Origin of the sequence: Streptomyces sp. NPDC093984, from assembly GCF_044764595.1 — a bacterium.
GTDB lineage: Bacteria > Actinomycetota > Actinomycetes > Streptomycetales > Streptomycetaceae > Streptomyces > Streptomyces cynarae.
This window is the reverse complement of the sequence record NZ_JBIWIM010000003.1, coordinates 645,332-662,190: the sequence shown is the minus strand read 5'-3', so window position 1 is coordinate 662,190 and position 16,859 is coordinate 645,332. Positions and strand designations below refer to the sequence as shown.

General features: G+C 69.5%; 15 protein-coding genes. 9 read left to right on the top strand and 6 right to left on the bottom strand.

Translation table 11 applies throughout. From position 1 onward, the window contains the following. Positions 1 to 46 precede the first annotated feature (46 nt). From chvE to ACIRC0_RS15185, 4 genes are all read right to left on the bottom strand, one after another. Positions 47 to 1,156 carry a multiple monosaccharide ABC transporter substrate-binding protein gene (gene chvE, locus ACIRC0_RS15200; protein ID WP_403616096.1) on the bottom strand — a complete coding sequence of 370 codons (1,110 nt, stop codon included), beginning with the start codon at positions 1,154 to 1,156 and terminating at the stop codon, positions 47 to 49. A gap of 126 nt (positions 1,157 to 1,282) precedes the next feature. Next, positions 1,283 to 2,248 carry a hypothetical protein gene (locus tag ACIRC0_RS15195; RefSeq protein ID WP_403616094.1) on the bottom strand — a complete coding sequence of 322 codons (966 nt, stop codon included), beginning with the start codon at positions 2,246 to 2,248 and terminating at the stop codon, positions 1,283 to 1,285. 124 nt (positions 2,249 to 2,372) lie between these two features. Further along, positions 2,373 to 3,377: a zinc-binding dehydrogenase gene (locus ACIRC0_RS15190; protein WP_403616092.1), complete on the bottom strand. Its 1,005-nt coding sequence runs from the start codon at positions 3,375 to 3,377 to the stop codon at positions 2,373 to 2,375. After that, positions 3,374 to 4,537 (bottom strand): mandelate racemase/muconate lactonizing enzyme family protein, encoded by a 1,164-nt coding sequence (locus tag ACIRC0_RS15185; RefSeq protein WP_403616090.1) that lies wholly within the window; start codon positions 4,535 to 4,537, stop codon positions 3,374 to 3,376. The genes ACIRC0_RS15190 and ACIRC0_RS15185 overlap by 4 nt, the downstream gene beginning before the upstream one ends. Positions 4,538 to 4,844: 307 nt before the next feature. Between ACIRC0_RS15185 and ACIRC0_RS15180 the strand changes: the two genes are divergently transcribed. From ACIRC0_RS15180 to yjfF, 6 genes are all read left to right on the top strand, one after another. Continuing rightward, entirely contained in the window at positions 4,845 to 5,639 is a 795-nt protein-coding gene (locus ACIRC0_RS15180; protein ID WP_403616088.1) for a hypothetical protein, read from the top strand. 476 nt (positions 5,640 to 6,115) lie between these two features. Beyond that, complete coding sequence (locus ACIRC0_RS15175) at positions 6,116 to 7,132, top strand: LacI family DNA-binding transcriptional regulator (protein ID WP_403616511.1); 1,017 nt, start codon at positions 6,116 to 6,118, stop codon at positions 7,130 to 7,132. Positions 7,133 to 7,270: 138 nt separating this feature from the next. Then, positions 7,271 to 8,275: an ABC transporter substrate-binding protein gene (locus ACIRC0_RS15170; protein ID WP_403616086.1), complete on the top strand. Its 1,005-nt coding sequence runs from the start codon at positions 7,271 to 7,273 to the stop codon at positions 8,273 to 8,275. 95 nt (positions 8,276 to 8,370) lie between these two features. Continuing rightward, a complete protein-coding gene (locus ACIRC0_RS15165; protein ID WP_403616082.1) occupies positions 8,371 to 9,909 on the top strand; it encodes a sugar ABC transporter ATP-binding protein in 1,539 nt (512 codons plus the stop codon). Further along, positions 9,906 to 11,003 (top strand): ABC transporter permease, encoded by a 1,098-nt coding sequence (locus ACIRC0_RS15160; protein ID WP_403616080.1) that lies wholly within the window; start codon positions 9,906 to 9,908, stop codon positions 11,001 to 11,003. The genes ACIRC0_RS15165 and ACIRC0_RS15160 overlap by 4 nt, the downstream gene beginning before the upstream one ends. Continuing rightward, positions 11,003 to 12,025, top strand: a complete 1,023-nt coding sequence (gene yjfF / locus ACIRC0_RS15155; RefSeq protein WP_403616077.1) for a galactofuranose ABC transporter, permease protein YjfF — start codon at positions 11,003 to 11,005, stop codon at positions 12,023 to 12,025. Before ACIRC0_RS15160 ends, yjfF begins: the two co-directional genes overlap by 1 nt. A gap of 115 nt (positions 12,026 to 12,140) precedes the next feature. Here yjfF and ACIRC0_RS15150 read toward each other — a convergent pair whose 3' ends face one another. After that, positions 12,141 to 12,596, bottom strand: a complete 456-nt coding sequence (locus ACIRC0_RS15150; RefSeq protein WP_403616075.1) for a MarR family winged helix-turn-helix transcriptional regulator — start codon at positions 12,594 to 12,596, stop codon at positions 12,141 to 12,143. 89 nt (positions 12,597 to 12,685) lie between these two features. On the opposite strand from ACIRC0_RS15150, the gene ACIRC0_RS15145 reads away from it, so the two are divergent. From ACIRC0_RS15145 to ACIRC0_RS15135, 3 genes are all read left to right on the top strand, one after another. After that, the gene (locus ACIRC0_RS15145) at positions 12,686 to 13,684 is read left to right on the top strand and encodes an NADP-dependent oxidoreductase (RefSeq protein ID WP_403616073.1); all 999 of its coding nucleotides are present in this window, start codon (positions 12,686 to 12,688) and stop codon (positions 13,682 to 13,684) included. Between the two features lie 224 nt (positions 13,685 to 13,908). Beyond that, positions 13,909 to 14,772: a hypothetical protein gene (locus ACIRC0_RS15140; RefSeq protein WP_403616072.1), complete on the top strand. Its 864-nt coding sequence runs from the start codon at positions 13,909 to 13,911 to the stop codon at positions 14,770 to 14,772. 82 nt (positions 14,773 to 14,854) lie between these two features. After that, positions 14,855 to 15,652 carry an EI24 domain-containing protein gene (locus ACIRC0_RS15135; protein WP_403616069.1) on the top strand — a complete coding sequence of 266 codons (798 nt, stop codon included), beginning with the start codon at positions 14,855 to 14,857 and terminating at the stop codon, positions 15,650 to 15,652. A gap of 233 nt (positions 15,653 to 15,885) precedes the next feature. On the opposite strand, the gene ACIRC0_RS15130 is transcribed toward ACIRC0_RS15135, so the two are convergent. Beyond that, positions 15,886 to 16,857, bottom strand: a complete 972-nt coding sequence (locus ACIRC0_RS15130) for an aldose epimerase family protein (protein ID WP_403616066.1) — start codon at positions 16,855 to 16,857, stop codon at positions 15,886 to 15,888. Between the last annotated feature and the right edge of the window lie 2 nt (positions 16,858 to 16,859).

The following is a 16,859-nucleotide window of genomic DNA, read 5'->3' as shown; positions in this document are numbered from 1 at the left end:
GGTCGTGCCTTCCAGTCGTGTGCGGTCGGTGGGGGTGTGCGCTCGGTTACTTGAGCTGGGCGTCGGTGTAGTAGCCGCCCTTGACCAGCACGTCCTCGTAGTTCGACTTGTCGACGCTCACCGGCTGGAGCAGGTAGGCGGGCACGACCTTGGTGCCGTTGTCGTACGTCTTGGTGTCGTTGACCTGCGGCTTCTTGTTGTTGAGGGCGTCGTCGACCATGGTCGCGGCGACCTTGGCGAGCTGGCGGGTGTCCTTGTAGACGGTCTGCGTCTGCTGACCGGCGATGATCGACTTCACCGAGGCGAGCTCGGCGTCCTGGCCGGTGATGACCGGCAGCGGCTTGCTCGCGGAGCCGTAGCCGTCCGACTTCAGCGCGGACAGGATGCCGATGGAGATGCCGTCGTAGGGCGAGAGCACCGCGTCGACCCTGCCGCTCTTGTAGGCGGAGGTGAGGATGTCCTCCATGCGCTTCTGCGCGGTGGTGCCGTCCCAGCGCAGCGTGGTGACCTGGTTGAGCTGCGTCTGCCCGGACTTGACCACCAGCTCCTTCTTGTCGATGTACGGCTGGAGCACGCTCATCGCACCGTTGAAGAAGTACTTGGTGTTGTTGTCGTCGTTGGAGCCGGCGAACAGCTCGATGTTGAACGGGCCCTTCTTACCCTTGTCCAGGCCGAGCTTCTGCACGATGTACGTGCCCTGCAGCACGCCGACCTTCTCGTTGTCGAACGAGGCGTAGTAGTCGACGTTCTTGGTGCCGAGGATGAGGCGGTCGTAGGAGATGACCGGGATGTGCGCGTCGGCGGCCTGCTGGAGGACGTTGTTCAGGGACTTGTTGTCGATGGCCGCGATGATCAGGCCCTTGACGCCCTGGGTGATCAGGTTCTCGATCTGGGAGACCTGGGTGTCGGGGTCGTCCTCGCCGTAGACCAGCTTGGTCTTGTAGCCCTTGGCCTGGAGGTTCTTGACGACGTTGTTGCCGTCGTTGATCCAGCGCTCGGACGACTTGGTCGGCATCGCGATGCCGATGGTGCCGCCCTTGGCGCTGCCCGCCTTCTCCTTGCTGCCGCCCTCGCTGTTCTGGCCGCAGGCGGTCAGGGTGAGGGCGAGGGAGGCGGCTCCGGCTATCGCGGTGAGTGCGGCTCTGCGAGTGCGCATGGTGATCAGTCCTTGCTGTGCGGAGAGGTTCGGCGGCACGGATGCCGTGCGGTCTGTCGACCAAGAAGAGGTGTGTGGGATTCTGCGCGGGTCTGTCGGCTGGTGTGAAGCTGAGTTTCCGGAACGTTATGACGGAATGTCGAACCGGTTGAGCGAGCCCGGCAGCCGCGAACCGAGCGGCGCCATGTCGCCGTCCGCTCCGTGGCGTGCCAGCAGGTCAAGAGCGAGCCGGCCGCGCCGTACCCGTTCCTTGGCGGTGGCCAGGGTCAGCTCCCGCAGGTGGTGTCCGTACGGGTAGATCCCGGGTGCCTTGGACAGACCGAACTTCAGGTAGAGCGGCGCGCCGCGTCTGATCAGTTCGGCGACCTCGTACATGCGGACGTAGCCGCCGAGGTCGTCCGGGGCCTCGATGTACATGTCCATCGGTGCCCCGGAAACCCTGCGGATCTCGGTGAGGTGGTCCAGCGTGAGGTCGCTGGGCACGTTGATCGAGTCGGCGCCCAGGCGCTCGTACACGGCGTACGCCGCCGGATTGACCGGGCCGATCAGCGCCGACACCTTGAGCGTGGTCTCGGCCGGGATGATGCCCTTCTCGCGGGCCTGGTGCAGCGTCCACAGCACGCCCTCGTCGGCCACGAGCAGGCACTTGACGCCGAGTTCGGTCGCCCGGACGGCGTCCTCGACACAGCCGGCGACCGCGTCGTGGCCGCGCGCCCTGAGGCCGGCGCCCCGCGAGTCGGAGCGGACCGAGGCGCCGATGTCCCATGTGCCACGCGGGCCCGTGAACAGGCAGAGTTCGATGTCACGCTCGGCCGTGGCCTCGACCATCTCGGTGATCTCGGCGTCGGTCAGCATCCATACGCCGGAGCCCTGGCTGATCCGGTGGATCGGCACGTCGAGCCTGGACGACTCCTTGAGGACCACCGCGAGCGCCTCGGGGCCCTCGCACGAGGGGATCTCGGTGCGCCAGCGGCCGCCTCCGGGGAAGGTGTGCGGCGAGGCGTCGGCGGGAGAGAGGTCGGGCGCACGTAGGCCGAGCGCGGCGAGCGCCTGCTCACCGGGCCTGCGGGGTGCCGTAGCGGAGTCGGTCACTAGGAGTCCTTCATGTTCGGGATTTCGGACGAGGTTCGCGGCGCAGGGTGCGGGTGGGTGAAGTGGTACACCGGTACGGAACTCGTCAGGTAGCCCCGTACCGGCGTACGGCTGGGAGCGGGCGTCAGGGCCGGAGCAGGACCTTGCCCACCTTCGGATCGCCGGACCCCACCAGCTCGATGGCCTGCGGGAACTCGGCGAGCGGCAATTCGTGCGTGACCAGCGGTGAGGGGTCGAGCAACCCTGCGCCGAAGACCCGCACCGTGTGCGCCCAGGCGTCCGGCGGCGCACCGAACACGGTGTGCACCTCCAGCTGCCGTACGACGAGGTCGGTGGGGTCGAGGCCCGCAGCGCCCGGCGCCGGGATGCCCGTCAGGACGAGACGCCCGCCGCGCCTGAGCAGTGAGGCCGCGGTGTGCGCGGCGGACGCGGACCCGGCGGTCTCGATGACGACGTCGAAGTCGTCGGGGAGCTCCTGTTCCTTGGTGCGGAAGTCGGTCGCGCCGAACCGGCGTGACAGCGCCTCCCGGTCGCTCCGGGTGCCCACCACCAGCAACTCGGACGGCGAGATCGCCTTCAGGAACTGCACGGCGAACATGCCGAGCGTGCCCGTGCCGACGACCGCGACCCGCTCGCCGGGCCGCGCGTTCCCCTTCAGCGCGGCGGCCGCGATGCAGGCGGCCGGCTCCAGCAGCGCCGCCGCCGTGAGGTCGGCGTCGTCCGGCAGGAGGTGCAGCAGGCGGGCCGGGAGCGTGAGGGTGGTGGCCATCGCGCCCGGCTGGGTGAAGCCCGTCTCCTCGTACCCCGCGGTGCACAGGGTCGTCTCGCCCGCGTGGCAACGGTCGCAGACCTGGCAGTTGCGGAAGCCCTCGCCCACGGTCTTGCGGCCGACGAGCGTCTCGGATACACCCGCGCCGACCGCCTGCACCGTTCCGGACCACTCGTGGCCGGGGACGAGGGGGTAGCGGACGTAGCCCTCGGGCCGGTTGCCCTGGTAGACCTCGCGGTCGCTTCCGCAGATGCCTACGGCGTGCACGCGCACCAAGGCCTCGCCCGGACCGGGTTCGCGCGGCGAGTGGGCCTCGAGCCGGTGCACGCCCGGAGCCTCGACGACGACAGCGGTGCTCACTGCCCGTCCTTCGGGTTCCGCTTCTCCCAGCCCTCGGCCCACAGGTCGAAGTGGGCCCGCTGCTGCGGGAACTCGGCCGCCGCGTCGGTGTCCAGTTCCACACCGAGACCCGGTGCGTCGGAGATGTGGAAGCAGCCGTCCTCCGGGTTCACCTGCGGAGCGCCCTTGATCACCTTCTTGATCTCCGCGTCCGCGAAGTCGTTGAAGTGCTCGAGGATCTTGAAGTTGGGCGTGGTGAAGCCGACCTGGAGGGAGGCGGCGGTGAGTACCGAGCCGCCCACGTTGTGCGGGGCCACCAGCATGTAGTGGGTCTCTGCGGTCGCGGCCAGCTTCCGCGTCTCCCAGATGCCGCCGATGTGGCCGAGGTCGGGCTGGATGATGTCCACGGCCTGGCTGTCGAACAGCTCGCGGAACTCGATGCGGTCGTGGATGCGCTCGCCCGTGGCGACCGGGATGTCGACCTTGGCGGCGACCTTCTCGAGCGCCTTGAGGTTCTCCGGCGGAACCGGCTCCTCCAGCCAGGCGGGCTTGAACGGCGCCAGCTCCTTGGCGAGCCGCACGGCGGTCGAGGGGGAGAAGCGGCCGTGCATCTCCAGCATCAGCTCGGCGTCCGGCCCGATGGCGTCGCGCACGGCTTCGATGAGGGAGACCGCGTACATGGTCTGCTCGTGGTCGAGCTCGAAGTGGCCGGTACCGAAGGGGTCGATCTTCAGGGCCCGGTACCCGCGCTCCATGACCCCCTGGGCGGCCTTGTGATAGGCCTCCGGGGTCCGCTCGGTGGTGTACCACCCGTTCGCGTAGGCCTTGACCTTGTCGGTGACCTTGCCGCCGAGCAGCTGCCAGACGGGCACCCCGAGGGCCTTGCCCTTGATGTCCCAGCAGGCCATCTCGACCACGGCGATGCCGGACATCACGATCTCACCGGCGCGCCCGTAGTCGCCGTACTTCATACGGCGGACCAGGTCCTCGACAGCGAACGGGTCCGAGCCGAGAATGTGATTGACCTCGGCCTCTTTGAGGTAGCCGATCAGCGCGTCGGTGTGGCCCAGCATGCGGGTCTCGCCCACGCCCGTGATGCCCTCGTCGGTGTGCACCTGTACGTACGTCAGATTCCGCCAGGGCGTGCCGACCACGTGTGTGCTGATTCCGGTGATGCGCACGGAGCTCGCCTTTCAGCTGTTCGAGATTTCGTCACTCGTTCGAAATGCTGGCCAGACAGTAAGTTTGGCGCGGCGGGAGTGTCAATGGGGTGAACGAGTAACGGTTCCGACACTTTCTCAGGCTACTTTTGTGCCGGCATCGGGGGGATGGGCAGGGGATGCCGGGGTTGCCGATGGGATGCCGCGAGATGGCGCGGAATGTGGAGTGCCGGTATCAAGTCGCCGCGCCTCAGCGGCGCGTTTCCCACACAACCTTCACAGGCGCTCCTGGGAACGTCCCCGACGGGGGACCTAGTCTTCCCGCGTCATGGACTTCTGCCACCCGTGCCGACGGCACCTCAATGGCGCCCTCGCATGCCCGGGGTGCGGCACAGCAGTCGAAGAACTCCGCGCGTACGCGGAGGAAGCGGACGTCGCTCCGCAGCCGGACATCGCCGTCGAGCCGTACGGCGAGGAGGACTCCGGCAGTCCGGACCAGCACATGCACGGCCCCGACGACGCAAGCGTGCCGCAGGGGCGGGCGGCCAGGCGCCGGACACAGGGGCGCCGGCGGGGGGCTGGACGGGAAGCCGACGAGGAGGCGACCGGACCGGCCGTCGCCGGCAGTGCCAGTCGTCGTGACCGCAAGGCCGCGGCCCACCGCCGACGCCGCCGGCGCACCCTCCTGATCACCGCGGGCTTCGTCCTCGCGGCGGGCGGCCTGAGCCTCGCGGAACTCGGCGTCGACGCGCCCTTCGCCGACCCCAGGCCCCCGGCGGCGGGGGGTGCGAACGCCGAGGGCGGAACGTCGTCGCAGGCGCAGAGGACGGCACGGCCGGCACGGTCCCTGGACGGCCCGACGAGCAGGGGCGCCGGTTCGATGTCCCCGAACCCGTCGACGTCCGCATCGGCCTCGGATTCCCCGTCGCCCTCCGCGTCCAAGAGCGCCGGCGGCAAGGCCACCCGGTCGGCGACCGCGGGCCCTTCACCGGTCACGCCGACGCAGGGTCCGGCGACGACGCGCCCGGCCGAGACGGGCAGGCCGACGGCGGATCCCACGACGTCGAAGCCGGATCCCTCGCCGTCCCAGACGTGCACGCGCTTCCTGTGGTGGTGCACGTAGGGCGACGGCTGGAGGCTTAAGTCCGGGAGGCGGCTTGCCCGGCGCCCTCGTGCCCCGAACGTCCCCAGTGGGGCTCACGTCGGCTCGTTCCGGTCGCCGCGGCGTTGCCGAGCCGCCGCTCGACACGGGTGCCCGGGGCTTGCTCCGGGCCTTTGACCAGGGCGGACGTGCAGCCCCCAGGTGCGTTATTCAACCGTGAACGACGATATCGGTGCAGCCCTCTTGACTCCCGTGAATTGTTAGCGCTCACAATAGCCCCCGCATTCACCAGTGAGCGGTCAACGCGGGGGACGGGAGGTGCGAGGGCCGTATGCACAGCGCGCCAACTCGCCCTTCCCGCCCGTACCGTCGGGCTTTCCGGAACCACGGAGTGAAACCCGCGGCGCGGCGACAACCGCCCACATGGCAGGACTTACCGGCAGGCGAGCGCCAGGGGAGGGGGGGTCGTGCCAGACAGTGAACTTCGACCGCCCACCATGGCGGACGTGGCGCGCGTGGCCGGTGTGTCCCACCAGACCGTGTCCCGTGTGCTGGGGGACCACCCCAATGTGCGGGACGCGACACGGGCCAGGGTGCTGCGCGCGATCGAGGAGATGGGCTATCGCCGCAACTCCTCCGCACGAGCCCTGGTGACGCGGCGCACCCGGACGCTGGGTGTGGTCGCCTCCGACACCACCCTCTACGGGCCGGCCAGTACGCTGTTCGCGCTCGAAGAGGCGGCCCGCGCCGAGGGATATCTCGTCTCGACGGTCAGCCTGCGCAAGCTGACCATGGAGACGCTCTCCGAAGCCATGGACCACCTCAGCGAGGGCGGAGTGGAAGGAGTGGTCGCCATCGCTCCGCAGCAGTCGGCGGTGGACGCTCTCGCCGAACTCCGTTACCCCTTCCCGGTGGTGGTCGTAGGCAGCGCGCCGGGCGTCGACATCCCCGGCGTCAGTGTGGACCAGCACCTGGGAGCGACGCTGGCCACCAGTCATCTGCTGGCCGCAGGCCACCGCACGGTCTGGCACCTCGCCGGGCCCGAGGACTGGCAGGAGGCGGCCGACCGGGCCGCCGGCTGGCGGGCGACCCTGGAAGCGGCGGGCGTCGAGGCGCCGGTGCCGCTGCGCGGGGACTGGAGTCCGCTGTCGGGTTACCGCGCGGGCCAGGAACTGGCCGGCTGGGTGGGCCGAGGGCTGACCGCCGTCTTCGCGGCCAACGACCAGATGGCACTGGGCGTGTTGCGGGCCCTGCGTGAGGCGGGGGTCCGAACGCCCCAGGACGTCGCGGTGGTCGGTTTCGACGACATCCCGGAGTCGGAGTTCTACGCTCCTCCTCTCACCACCGTTCGGCAGGACTTCTCGGCGGTGGGCAAGCGTGGCATCGCGCTACTCCTGGAGTTGATCGAGGGCCGGCCACCCGCCACCACGGCCCGGATCACGATCGAACCCCAACTCGTCGTCCGCGCCAGCACTTTCCCGTACGCCGCTCGAACGGAGGGCGTACCCCACTGACCGACCGGTCGGCCGCACCGTATGCAGCAGTGTGGTCGATATTTCGAACAATGATCGACAGGCTGGACGCACTGCGGCCGGCTCCCCTCCAGCACCAGCGGGTCCCATCCCCGGGTCGGCTCTTCAAAGGAGAAGAACATGCTCAACAGAAGGAACTTCCTCACGGCGGCGGTCGGCGTGGCGGCCGCGGGCGGCCTGGCGGCCTGCGCCAAGAAGGACAACAGTTCCTCCGGCTCCTCCGGGGGCGGCAGCAAGACGATCACCCTCGGCTTCTCCCAGGTCGGATCCGAGAGCGGCTGGCGCAGCGCCAACACCACCTCCGTGAAGGACGCGGCCAAGGCGGCGGGTTACAACCTCAAGTTCTCCGACGCCCAGCAGAAGCAGGAGAACCAGATCTCCGCCATCCGCAGCTACATCGCGCAGAAGGTGGACGTCATCGCCTTCTCGCCGGTGGTCGTCACCGGCTGGGACGCGGTGCTCAAGGAGGCCAAGGCCGCGAAGATCCCGGTGGTTCTCACCGACCGCTCGGTGGAGACCTCCGACGACTCGTTGTATGTGACCCTGGTCGGCTCCGACTTCACCGACGAGGGCCGCCGCGCCGCGAGGATCCTGGAGAAGGTCCTTCAGAAGGCCGGCCACAAGGGTGCGGTGAAGATCGCCCAGCTGGAGGGCACCACCGGCGCCGCCCCGGCGATCGAGCGCGCCAAGGGCTTCAAGGAGGTCATGGACGCGCAGCACAAGGACGACTGGAAGATCGTCGTCAGCCAGACCGGTGACTTCACCCGCGCCGGCGGCAAGCAGGTCATGGCGGCCTTCCTGCAGTCCAACCCGGACGTCAACGTGCTCTTCGCGCACAACGACGACATGGCCCTCGGCGCCATCCAGTCCATCGAGGCTGCGGGCAAGAAGCCCGGCAAGGACATCCTGATCGTCTCGATCGACGGCGTCCACGACGGCTTCGTCGCCATGTCCCAGGGCAAGATCAACGCCATTGTCGAGTGCAACCCGCTGCTCGGCCCCCAGCTCATGGAGGTCGTGAAGAAGGTTCACGAGGGCCAGTCGGTCGAGCGCTGGATCAAGACCAAGGAGGGCGACTTCATGCAGGACCAGGCCGCAGCCGCGCTCCCGAACCGCAAGTACTGACCGACCGCGCCCACCGGCAGGGAGCCCCCGTCCGACCGAGCCCTCGGTCACGGGGCTCCCTGCGGGCCTGAACCAGTCTCAATAGGAGCGCTGCCATGGCAGAGCCGCGGCCCGTCCTGGAAATGACGGGCATTGTCAAAGAGTTCCCGGGGGTACGGGCTCTGTCGGACGTCGACTTCCGGCTCTTCCCCGGCGAGATCCACGCCCTGATCGGCGAGAACGGCGCGGGAAAGTCCACCTTGATCAAGGTGCTGACGGGGGTCTACTCCCTGGACGGCGGCACGATCACGCTGGACGGGAAGTCCGTGCGGTTCGGCAGCCCGCAGCAGGCGCAGCAGGCCGGTATCAGCACGGTCTACCAGGAGGTCAACCTCTGCCCGAACCTGTCGGTGGCGGAGAACATCTTCATCGGGCGCGAACCGACCCGCATGGGCCGCATCCAGTGGAAGCGGCTGCGCAAGGAGGCGGCTGAGCTCGTCGACCGGCTCGGCCTCGACATCGACGTCACCGCTCCGCTGTCCTCGTACCCGCTGGCCGTGCAGCAACTGGTCGCGATCGTGCGGTCGGTGGGCACCGGCGACAGCGGCGACGAGGGACCGGGCACCAAGGTGCTGATCCTCGACGAGCCGACCTCCAGCCTCGACCGGGACGAGGTCCTCGAACTGTTCGCCCTCATGCGGCGGTTGAAGGACGAGGGCGTCGCGATCCTGTTCGTCTCGCACTTCCTCGACCAGATCTACGAGGTCTGCGACCGGATGACCGTGCTGCGCAACGGCACCCTCGTCGGCGAGCACATGGTGCGCGACCTCGACCAGGTCGGGCTCGTCCAGCTCATGCTCGGCAAGGCACTGGACCAGCTGGAGGAGCTCCACGACCAGCAGCTGCACTCCGACCTCGGCGAGACGCTGCTCCAGGCGGACGGCCTCGGCAGGACCGGCGGCATCGCCCCCTTCGACCTGGAGATCAAGAAGGGCGAGGTGGTGGGACTCGCCGGCCTGCTCGGATCGGGCCGGACCGAACTCGCCCGGTTGCTCTTCGGCGCCGACCAGCCGGACAGCGGCAAGGTGTCCATCGGCGGCAAGCAGGTGTCGATGAGCGCTCCCAACGACGCGATCGGCGCCGGCGTCGCGTTCTGCTCCGAGAACCGCAAGACCGAGGGGCTGGTGCCGGATCTGACGGTGCGGGAGAACATCATCCTGGCCCTGCAGGCCTCGCGCGGCTGGACCCGGCCCATCCCGGTCTCGCAGCGCGACGAACTCGTCGCCAAGTACATCAAGGCGCTGGACATCCGCCCCGCCAATCCCGAGGCCCGGGTCGGACAGCTCAGCGGCGGCAACCAGCAGAAGGTGCTGCTGGCCCGCTGGCTGATCACCCAGCCGAAGCTGCTGATCCTCGACGAGCCGACGCGCGGCATCGACATCGGCGCGAAGGCGGAGATCCAGAAGCTCGTGGTCTCCCTCTCCGAGGACGGCATGTCCGTCCTGTACATCGCGGCCGAGCTGGAGGAGGTACTCCGGCTCAGTCACACCATCGGAGTGCTGCGCGACCGCCGGCTGGTGGCGCAGATCGCCAACGGGCCCGAGATCACCCCCAGCCGGATCCTGGAGACCATCGCGAGCGGAGAGCACCAGTGACCACCCCTTCCCGATGGCGAGCGCTGACCCAGCACCACCTCTTCTGGCCGGTAGCGGTCCTCGTCCTCCTGCTGCTCGTCAACGTTCCCTTTACGCCCGACTTCTTCTCCGTGCGGATGTCGGGCGGCCACCTGTACGGCAGCCTCGTCTCCATCGTGCTGTTCGGATCGCCCCTCATCCTGGTGGCGGTCGGCATGACCCTGGTCATCGCCACCGGCGGCATCGACCTCTCCGTCGGCGCGGTGGTCGCCATCACCGGAGCGCTGGCCTGCTCGTACATCAGCCACCAGGCCGACCAGAACGCCCTGTCGGGAGTGCTGCTCGCCATGGGCCTGGGCCTGCTGGCCGCGGTCGTCTGCGGTCTGTGGAACGGCTTCCTGGTCGCCAGGATGGGCATCCAGCCGATCATCGCCACGCTGATCATCATGGTCGCCGGTCGCGGTGTCGCCCAGCTGATCAGCGGCGGCCAGATCATCACCGTCAACAGCGACCCCTACAAGCTGATCGGCGGCGGCTACTGGCTGACGCTGCCGTTCTCCATCTTCGTGGTGGCCGTGGTCGTGGCCGTCACCGTCGCGCTGACCCGTCGCACGGCACTCGGTCTGCTCGTCGAGTCGGTAGGCGGCAACGCCGAGGCCAGCCGCCTGGTGGGCATCAGGTCCCGGCGCATCAAGATCATGGTGTATGTGTTCTGCGCCCTGTGCGCAGGTGTCGCGGGCCTGATGATCAGCTCCAACACCTCGGCCGCGGACGGAAACAACGCCGGCCTGTGGATCGAACTCGACGCGATCCTCGCCGTGGTGATCGGCGGCACCTCGCTCCTGGGCGGCCGGTTCTCCGTCGGCGGCACGGTGGTCGGCGCCCTCGTCATCCAGACTCTGACCACCACGATCTACACCATCGGCGTGCCGACCCAGACCAACCTGGTCTTCAAGGCCGCCGTCGTCATCGTCGTCTGCCTGCTCCAGTCCCCGAAGTTCCGCACCAGGCTGTTCGGCGCCAGGCTCGGCAGGAAGGGGAGCGCCACGCCGGCCGTGGCCCCGGCGGACACCGCCCCGGCGGCCGACGCCGCTCCCAAGATGGAGGTGTCGTGATGAGCGCGACCACCCAGAGGCCCACGGCGCCGGACAGCCGTACCCCGTCCAAGGCCCGGCGTCTGCTCGGTGACCAGCGCCTGCCCGTCGCGGCGACGGCACTGCTCTTCATCGTGATGTACGGCGTCGGCCTGAGCCGCTACCAGTACTACGGGTTCGCCGAACCGCAGGTCTTCCTGAACCTGTTCATCGACAACGGCTATCTGCTGGTCGCGGCCGTCGGCGCCACCTTCGTCATCCTCTCCGGCGGCATCGACCTGTCCGTCGGCTCGATGATGGGCTTCACGACGATGTTGACGGCCTGGCTGGTGGAGCGCCAGGGGGTGCCGCTGCCGCTCGTGATCCCCATGGCGCTGGGCGTGGGCGCCTTCGGTGGCTTCCTGATGGGCTACGTGATCCACAACTTCGAGATCCAGCCCTTCATCGTGACCCTCGCCGGCCTCTTCCTCTTCCGCGGCCTGTGCCTGGTCATCAGCAAGGAGTCGATCTCCATCAGCGACGCCTCGGTGAGCAGCATGGCCGATGCACAGGTGTCGCTGGGGGCGGGCTTTTTGTCGATCGGTGCGATCGTCGCGCTGGTCGTCCTCGCCGTGGCGTTCTACGTCCTGCACTACACGCGCTTCGGGCGCCGGGTGTACGCCATCGGCGGCAACGAGCACTCGGCCATGCTGATGGGTCTCCCGCAGGGCGGCACGAAGATCGCCGTGTACACGGTGAGCGGCTTCTGCTCGGCGCTCGCCGGTCTCCTGTTCACCCTGTACATCCAGTCCGGTGACCCGCTGCACGCCACCGGCATGGAACTCGACGCGATCGCCGCGGTCGTGATCGGCGGCACGCTGCTGACGGGTGGCTCCGGCTACGTGCTGGGAACCCTGTTCGGTGTGCTGGTGCTGGGCCTGATCAAGAGCATCATCCAGTTCGAGGGCACGCTCAGCTCCTGGTGGACGAAGATCGCCACCGGTGTGCTGCTGTGCGTGTTCATCCTGGTCCAGCGGATCATGACGGCCCGCAAGAAGACCTGATCCCAAAGGGACGTTGCCAGTCCGAGCGGTCCGGGGCACACCGTGCACCGGACCGCTCGTCCGTTTCCGCCCCGGTGGCGCGCAAGGCCGACAGGGCCTGCGGCACCACCCGTTCTCAGTGCCCCTGGGTGGTGCCCGAGGTCAGCATCCGCTGCAACAGTCCCCGCATCATGTGGCGCTCCTCCTCGGTGAGCGCCGCCAGGGGCTCTCTCGCGAAGCGCAGTGACTCGCGCAGGCTGCGGGCGACGCGGCGGCCGTCGTCCGTCGCCGCGGCCAGCTTCACCCGGCGGTCCGCCGGATCCGGGCGGCGTTCGACCAGGCCGCGGGACTCCAGGCGGTCGACGATGCCGGTGACGTTCGACGGCTCGCATTTCAGTTTCTGGGCCAGCTTGCGCATCGGCAGCGGCTCCAGCGACAGAAGACTGAGCAGGCGTGCCTGTGCGCCGGTCAGCGCGTGCTCGCCGGCCGCGGTCTCGTAGTCCTCGTAGAAGCGGGCCACCACCTCGCCGATGAGCTCGACGACTTCCAAGGTCAGGGCGTCGGGGCGAGGGGTCTTCCGCGGAGTGGCCATGCGCTTCAGGATAACCGCTTACTTGACACGCTGAAATATTCAGGCGCATGGTTGTTTCAGGTACTGAAGTAAATCCGAAAGGCACAGTCATGATCAACCGCGAGTGGCACCTGCTCAGCCGACCGGTCGGCTGGCCGAAGCCGGAGGACTTCGCCCTTGTCGAAGCGGAGGTCCCGACACCGGGCGAGGGCCAGGTGCTGGTTCGCAACAAGTACCTCTCCGTGGACCCGTACATGCGTGGCCGGATGAGCGCCGCGAAGTCCTACGTCGCGCCCTTCGAGCTGAACCAGCCGATGCAGGGCGGCGCGGTCGGCGAGGTCGTCGCCTCGAACGTGGACGGCATCGCGCCCGGCGACCACGTCCTGCACTTCATGGGCTGGCGCGAGTACGGCCTCGTCGACGCCAAGCAGGCCGTCAAGGTCGACCCGGACGCCGCGCCGCTGTCCACCTACCTCGGCGTGCTGGGCATGACCGGTCTCACCGCCTACGCCGGCCTGCTGCGCACCGCCGCCTTCAAGGAGGGCGACTCCGTCTTCGTCTCCGGCGCCGCGGGCGCCGTCGGCAGCCAGGTCGGCCAGATCGCCAAGCTGAAGGGCGCCTCCCGGGTCATCGGTTCCGCGGGCTCCGACGAGAAGGTCAAGCTGCTGCTGGAGGAGTACGGCTTCGACGCCGCCTTCAACTACAAGAACGGCCCCGTGAGCGAGCAGCTCCGCGCCGCCGCCCCCGACGGGATCGACGTCTACTTCGACAACGTCGGCGGCGACCACCTGGAGGCCGCCATCGGCTCCCTCAACCGCGGTGGGCGCATCGCCGTCTGCGGCATGATCTCCGTCTACAACAACACCGAGCCCGCCCCCGGCCCGAGGAACCTCGCCCGGCTCATCCAGACCCGCGGCCGGATCGAGGGCTTCCTGGTCGGCGACCACTACGACCTGCAGCCGCAGTTCGTCGAGGAGGTCGGCGCCTGGGTCCGCGCCGGCGAGCTGAAGTACAGCGAGACCGTCGTCGAGGGCATCGAGAACAACCTGGAGGCGTTCTTCGGCGTCCTGCGCGGCGACAACGTCGGCAAGATGATCGTCAAGCTCTGACCGGCGGAACACCACCCGCCTCACCGTGACGCCCGCCTGATCACGGTCGTTGCCTACGGCGAAGGCCGCACCCCTGGACGTGGGGTGCGGCCTTCATCGTGCCGTCCGCCTGCGGGAATCGCCGCCTCCGGGAGACGGGGACGTGGCCCGGCGGTAACGGATGCCCGAACTCGGCGGCCCCGGCGGCCCCGAGCGGGCATGCTGAGGAGCGAGGAGGGCCGCCCATGTCCCCGATTCCGACGCTCCCCCGCTGGCACGACGTGGTGCGCCTGGCGCGCGGCACCACCGACGTCGCAGGCCAGCTCCTGGACACGGCAGGGAACATCAGCAGGATCGCCGTCAACACCCTCGATCCGCGCGACGGTTCGGGCGCCGAGGCGCTGCGCATGCTGCGGCGGACGACGGCGGAGCTGGCGGACGCGAGCGGGTCACCGCAGGCGCAGGAGGCGTTCTACCGGATCGTCGACACCCTGGCCCGGCTGGGCACCACAGGCGCGCCGCTGGCCGTGCACCCGGTGAGCGAACCGGCGCAGGCCCTGCTGGCCGCCCTCGGAGAGGGCCTGCTGCCGGTGCTCGACGCCGTGGAACCGGCGATGGAGGAGGTCGCGGCGGTCGTCGGGGAACTGATGGAGGCCACCGCCCCGCTGCTGCCCGCGGCGGCCGGCCTCGCGGCGGGCACGCTTCTCGCGCTGACCCCGCTGGTCCGCGCCGCGGCGGAGGTCCTGCGTGACTCGGCGCCCGAACTCACGCGGATCGCCGACGCGTTGACGACCGCGGCGGCCCCCTTGCTGCCGCTCCAGGAGGACCTGACGGAACGCGCCGCGGCCACGGTGGCGACCCTGGTCCGGGCGGCCCTGCCACCCCTGGCGGACCTCACGGAAGCGGCCGCCGCGACGACGAGGGCGGCCCACCCGGTCCTGCTGGCGGGCGAGGAACTCCTCGTCACGGGCCTGGAACAGATCCAGCCGCTGCTCCTGGCGGCGGCTGCGCGCGCGGGCCGCGTCACCAGGGCGACGGCGGTACGGGTGTCGGCGGCGATGAGCCCGGCGGCGGAGCGGGCGGTCGTGGTGACGGTGACACCGGCATGACAGGCGAGGGCGACACGAGCATGACGGGCGACGGTGACGCCATCATGACAATCGAAAGCCCGACCGTCGATAGGGTTTTCCCATGCATGATCTGGGCGCGGGACTCGGCTATCTCCTCAAGGGCCAACGCTGGGTGGCCCGCCACGGCAAACAGTACGGCTTCGGGATCCTGCCGGGCCTGATCGCCCTCGTCCTGTACGCGGCGGCGCTCGTCGCACTCGCCCTGTGGGGCGACGACCTCGTCACCTGGGCCACCCCCTTCGCCGACGGCTGGCCGGACCCCTGGCTCGGGCTCTTCCGCGGTTTCCTCACCGTCGTGCTGTTCGCCCTCGCCCTCCTCCTCGCCGTCCTCACCTTCACCGCGGTCACCCTCCTCATAGGCCAGCCCTTCTACGAGAACCTCTCGGAGAAGGTCGACCGCGACGTCTCCCCGGACGGCACCGCACCCGAGTCGGACCTGCCCCTGCACCGGGAGATCTGGATATCGGCCCGCGACAGCCTCCGCGTCCTCGTACGGGCCGCGCTCTGGGGCGTCCTGCTCTTCGCCCTCGGCTTCCTGCCGTTCGTGGGCCAGACCGTCGTCCCGGTCATCGGCTTCTTCGTCACCGGCTTCTTCCTCACCGAGGAACTCACCGCCGTGGCACTCCAGCGCCGCGGCGTCGAACTCCGCGACCGCCTCACCCTGTTGCGCTCCCGCAAGCTGCTCGTCTGGGGCTTCGGCACACCTCTCGGCCTGGCGTTCCTCGTCCCGTTCGTCGCCGTCTTCCTGATGCCGGGCGCGGTCGCGGGCGCCACGCTGCTGGCCCGGGACCTGCTGGGCGAGGAGAACGCCCGGGAGGCGGAGGAGAACCCCGAGGACGAGCAGATCACCCATTCCTGAGGGCGCCTCCGGGGGCGTACGCCGCCGCCTCCCGCCGAAGATCTTGGGACGAGCGCGCGCCCACGTGGACGTTTGTGAAGGGTTCGTACGAAATCCAGGGCGGACGCTCGATCGCCGACCGCCGGGTCACGACGACGATTAACGTCTGGGGCGGGACGGAGTCCCCCTACGAACAGCCCCGGTCCGGGACCTGACGGCCGGGCCGGGGCTCGTGGCTCGTCCGGGCCGAGCCGCTAGCGCACCGAGAAGCCGTACACCGTCTCCGACCGGTACACCTCGCCAGGCCGCAGCCGCGTGCTCGGGAAGTCCGGGCGGTTCGGGGAGTCCGGGAAGTGCTGGGTCTCCAGAGCGATACCGTCGCCGGGGGCGAACGGGGCGTCGAGGTGGTCCGCCGTGTACAGCTGCAGGCCGGGCTCGGTCGTGGACACGGTGAGCAGGCGCCCTGACGCCGGGTCGTGCAGCTCGGCGACCTCCACCGGGGTGCGCGTCACACCCTTGTCGAGCACGAAGTTGTGGTCGTAGCCGGAGCCCACCTTCCGGGACTCCCGGAAGTCGAAGCGGCTGCCCTCGACGGTCTCCGGCGCCCCCGTCGGGATCAGGTCCGCGTCCACCGGGGTGTACCGGGAGGCCGCGATGCTCAGCTCGTGGCCGCCCGCGTTCCCGGAACCCGCCAGGTTCCAGTACGAGTGGTTCGTCAGGTTCACCACGGTCGGCGCGTCCGTGACCGCCTCGTACGCGATCCGCAGCGCGCCGTCCGCGTCGAGGGTGTACGTCGCCGAGACCTCGAGCCGGCCCGGGAACCCCTCCTCGCCGTGCGGGCTCACCCGGGACAGCCGTACGCCGTGCTCGACCGGCTCCGCGTCCCACACCCGCTTGTCGAACCCTCGCGACCCGCCGTGCAGCGAGTTGGGGCCGTTGTTCGGCTCCAGCGCGTAGGTCCGGCCGTCGAGCGGGAAGCGGGCGCCCGCGATCCGGTTGGCGTACCGCCCGACCAGAGCCCCGAGGAACGGCTCCGGATGGCGCAGATAGCCGTCCAGATCCGGGAAGCCCAGCACCACGTCCGCCCGGCCCCCGTCCCGGTCCGGGACCTCCGCCGACTGCACGATCCCGCCGTACGACAGGACGCGCACCCGCACCCCGCCCCGCTCCAGCGTCCAGCGGTGGACCGCCGAGCCGTCGGAAAGTGTGCCGAAAAGTTCGCTCATGT